This is a genomic window from Bacillus sp. B2-WWTP-C-10-Post-4 (genome assembly GCF_009183805.1).
In the GTDB taxonomy this organism is placed as follows: domain Bacteria; phylum Bacillota; class Bacilli; order Bacillales; family Bacillaceae_G; genus Bacillus_A; species Bacillus_A cereus.
This window is the reverse complement of the sequence record NZ_WEII01000200.1, coordinates 1-4,258: the sequence shown is the minus strand read 5'-3', so window position 1 is coordinate 4,258 and position 4,258 is coordinate 1. Positions and strand designations below refer to the sequence as shown.

Below are 4,258 nucleotides of genomic sequence, written 5' to 3'. Positions count from 1 at the left end.
TCTCCAATAAAGTTAGTTTGTCTAGCATCTAAAATAAAAATTGACGTTTCACGTTGTTTGTTTCGTTCAGTTTTCAAAGAACTACTTGGTCGCTCATTTGCGACTTCCTTATGTTAACATCTTCGTTAGTTAATGTCAACTAAGTTTTTCATTTCGTTTGTCGCTTGCGACGTTATTGTCATCGGCGACTTGTTCTATATTACACCCCTGTAGATCAATCGTCAATACCTTTTATCTTTTTTATTTTATAAATCATAAAAGCTTTGCCCTCTCTTAATTTCTAACACATCCTTAGAACTTCTTAAACTTATGTATTCAAATTAACAATCTGCAGCCTACACTCTATAACTTAATACTAATACTTTTCTAAAGAATGAATGTGAGACCAAGTAAATATATATTAAGGATAGTATTTTTTCTTTTAGTACGTTCTCCCTCCTGCTCATCTCTAGGGGGATTATAAATAAAACACTTCTCTTCTTTACCTTTAAAAAAGGGAAAGAAATCTAATACCCTTAGGAGGCGTTATGAAATGCATGTTAATAAAAAGATAATTTATGTATCCCATGATGCCCATTTCCACGGAGCACAGCTACTTTTTTTACATACTATTAAGGCTCTTAAAGAAAACTTTGATTACTCTGTTGCAATTATTTCTATTGGATCCGGTATTTTAATTCCCGATTTTCAAAAGTACGGTCCTGTTTATTGTCTCGAGCAAGGTTATCAAACAGAAGAAAAGGTCGAATTATTAATAAAGGATTTATTATCACAGAATTTTACCCTCGCCATATGTAGCACTGTCATAAGTGGCGATATCGTCGCATTACTAGCTAGACAAAATATAAAAGTTGTTTCATTAATACATGAATTACCGCATTTAATACAACAGTACTCTGCTGAAGGGAAAGCTAAAAACATCGCTGAATTTGCTTACAAAGTTGTCTTCCCTTCACAATACGTATATGAAAAATTTCGTACAATCACTGAATTGGATCCTCAAAAATGTCACATTCTCCCTCAAGGTTTGTTTAACCACAATCCTTATAAGAACAATATTGCCAAAGCTAGAAATGAGTTACGTAAGAAGCTTAACCTGCCTCTAGATAGCAAAATCATCTTGGGTGTAGGCTTCGCAGATTATCGGAAAGGGATAGATTTATTCTCACTTATCTCTTACTCAGTAAGAAAGACTCACAAGGATATTCATTTCATTTGGGTAGGGAGAACAGACGTTCAATTCCTGAATACACTGCCCCCTAAATATAAAGCACATTTCACATTAGTCGATCCTACTCCCGATATCGGATTATATAACGCTGGAGCTGACTTATACTTATTAACTTCAAGGGAAGATCCTTTTCCAAATGTTGTTTTAGAAGCATTAGATGCAAAACTTCCTGTTATAGGGTTTAAAAATGCTGGAGGTTTTGAAGATGTTGTTACAGAAAAAACTGGTGCCTTAGTAGACTTTTTAAATTTACCCAAAATGCTAGAAAAAATATATGAATTTATTCATAATGAGGGATTACGATTACAAAAGGGAAGCTTTGGCCAAGAACTTATCGAAAAAAACTTCAATTTTCTTAATTACATTTATCAATTACTAGATCTTCTCGAACATAATTACAAAAAGATAAGTGTAATCATACCGAACTATAATTATGAAAAATACTTACCTGATCGAATCGAATCAATATTAAACCAAATCTACCCTCTTTACGAACTAATTTTCTTAGACGATGCCTCCACTGATCATAGCGTATCAACTTTTAAAAAGCTGCTTTCAAAAGAAAATAAGACCCACCTGAAGGTTCAACAGATTATTAATGATAAAAACTCTGGTTCTGTATTTAAACAATGGATAAAAGGAGTCTCTGCAGCAACTGGTGATTATATTTGGATCGCAGAGGCCGATGACTTATGCGATAAGACATTTTTACAAGAGGTGATACAGGGGTTTTATATAAATAACAATATTACCTTAAGTTACACACAATCAAAACAAATAGATGAACAAGGAAATGTATTGGCTAATCATTATTTAAATTACACAAATGATATCGATAAAGAAAAATGGAAAGCCCCCTATTTTCGAAAAGGCGTCGAAGAAATACAAGATACGTTACTTATCAAAAACACTATACCTAATGTTTCAAGTGTAGTTTTTAAAAATATAGATATGAAGAAAACGGAAAAACAGTTAGAGAAGTTCAAAATAGCTGGCGACTGGTTCTTCTATGTTTCTCTTCTTACAGAGGGAGATATTTACTTCAATTCAGCCCCCTTAAACTATCATAGACGACATTTAAATAGCGTAACGAGAACAGAAGATTCATACTCCCATTACAATGAAGTTGTGCAAATGCAAAATTTCATTAAAGAAAAATTTACTATCGACGACATTTCTAAAATGAAAATGTATACATATAGAAAGTATCTTAAAACATACTTAAAAATTTAAACGTGTGCTTTCTATGCCATCAATATCTCTTGTAAGGCGCTACTATTATTTAAGGGGGAATACTCTTTGAAAGACTTTATAGAGGAACATAAAGATTTAATTTCTCAAATCGCACACAGCTATAATGTAAATGCAAGTATCCATCCTGAGGATCATATCTTTCAGTTCATTGTCACTAATCCCGTCTTCCCATCAAAAAAAGAAGCGATAGATTATTACTTTAAAGATGGGCAAAACTCAGCACAAATACTCTTAAACTTAATTACTTCCCTTTATCCTCCTACAGTCAATCCAATTAAATTGTTAGAATTTGCATCCGGATACGGCTGCGTAACACGTCATTTATTAAATCTACAAGCGAATTTGAGTATAACCGCTTGCGATATACACGAAGAGGCTATTTCCTTTATTGAAAACAAATTAAATAATTCTTCTATATTATCTCATCCTGAGCCTGAACAGTTAAAATTGGACTCCTCTACGTACGATATCGTTTTTTGTCTATCCTTTTTCTCTCATATGCCTGATACAACTTGGTTTCGTTGGCTGCAAACATTGTATAACGCTGTTTCACCTGGTGGTTTATTCATTTTCACAACCCATGGCTATCAAAGCAAAAAATACTTCGGGTTTCCAAATTTAAATGAAAAGGGCTATTGGTTTCTCTCTTCTAGTGAACAATTCGATTTAGATGTGAATCAATACGGACAAACGATAGTTAGTCCCTCTTACGTGTGTGACAAAATTAAATTATTACCCCATAACCCAATTATCAAAAAGTATATTGAAGGATTTTGGTGGGAACATCAAGACCTTTGGGTTATAGAAAAAGAAGTAAATTAATAACCCACGCTCTGCTTATATACAAGTAGAGTGTGGGTTATTATTTTTTACTATATAAGAACTCTTCAATCCATAGCTTATTTAATCTAATCCCATGTTTAAAATCTATTTTAGGTTCCCAATTCAATTCTTGTTTTACCTTATCAATATTTAAAATGATTTTTTGAACGTTCTCTTGTTTTTGTTTGTAACAGATAAAATCCACTTTTCTTTCTGTTATTTTCTCTAATTCCACTATAATTCGTTTTAAAGAAAGACCTTTGCCACTCCCTATGTTGTATACGCAAGATTTCAATTGATTTAATTGTGCTAGTTGTATAGTAATTTCAACTAAATCATCGATATAAATATAATCTCTAATAATTCCCTCCGGATTCCCATATATATGAATCCTTTCATTACTGAGATGCTGGTACAAAAAACAATTTATCGCCCCTACTTTTTTTAAGGGGTTTTGGTATTTTCCATACGGATTAGAATATCTACATACAACATAATCTATTCCATATTTTCTCTTATAAAAATACAAATAATTCTCCAGCGAAACTTTTGTTATTCCATACGGGGAAAGTGGTCTTAATGGATGTTTCTCATCAATAGGCAAATATTCAGGTTCACCATATATTTAAGCAAGCAAATTCATCGGACTTACTCTTTTTATAACAGCGAGTTTTTATTTATTAACGCATGGGACAAGTGGGCGGAAGGAACTTACTTAGAGCCAGATAAAAAATATGGATTTTCTTATTTAGAAGGGGTTAAAAATGCAATTGATAGAGGTATGAAAGCATACAAAAAAGACAAGTCATTCTGACTCGTCTTAAAGTTGCTTGGCGACGTCCTACTCTCACAGGGACAAGGTCCCAACTACCATCGGCGCTAGAGAGCTTAACTTCCGTGTTCGGTATGGGAACGGGTGTGACCTCTCTGCCATCATCACCAAACTATGAA

The 4,258-nt window shown here is 33.2% G+C and carries 2 protein-coding genes, 1 rRNA gene and 2 pseudogenes; 3 read left to right on the top strand and 2 right to left on the bottom strand.

The window, feature by feature from the left end:
• Positions 1 to 532 precede the first annotated feature (532 nt).
• Together GBN78_RS28830 and GBN78_RS28825 are read left to right on the top strand one after the other, a co-directional pair.
• On the top strand, positions 533 to 2,464 hold the full coding sequence (locus GBN78_RS28830; RefSeq protein ID WP_152127992.1) for a glycosyltransferase: 1,932 nt from the start codon (positions 533 to 535) through the stop codon (positions 2,462 to 2,464).
• 66 nt (positions 2,465 to 2,530) lie between these two features.
• Positions 2,531 to 3,307, top strand: a complete 777-nt coding sequence (locus tag GBN78_RS28825) for a class I SAM-dependent methyltransferase (RefSeq protein ID WP_030022264.1) — start codon at positions 2,531 to 2,533, stop codon at positions 3,305 to 3,307.
• A gap of 40 nt (positions 3,308 to 3,347) precedes the next feature.
• On the opposite strand, the pseudogene GBN78_RS28820 reads toward GBN78_RS28825, so the two are convergent.
• Positions 3,348 to 3,932, bottom strand: a pseudogene (locus GBN78_RS28820) (GDP-mannose 4,6-dehydratase); the annotation flags it as partial.
• Between GBN78_RS28820 and GBN78_RS28815 the strand changes: the two are divergent.
• Positions 3,918 to 4,121: pseudogene (locus GBN78_RS28815) on the top strand (glycoside hydrolase family 99-like domain-containing protein); the annotation flags it as partial. The pseudogenes GBN78_RS28820 and GBN78_RS28815 overlap by 15 nt on opposite strands.
• A 14-nt stretch (positions 4,122 to 4,135) precedes the next feature.
• Here the strand turns inward: GBN78_RS28815 and rrf are convergent.
• A 5S ribosomal RNA gene (gene rrf, locus GBN78_RS28810) occupies positions 4,136 to 4,251 on the bottom strand.
• Between the last annotated feature and the right edge of the window lie 7 nt (positions 4,252 to 4,258).

Excerpts from the sequence above, each read along its gene's own strand:
- GBN78_RS28830 (WP_152127992.1), top strand. The coding sequence starts at position 533 with ATGCATGTTAATAAAAAGATAATTTATGTATCCCATGATGCCCATTTC.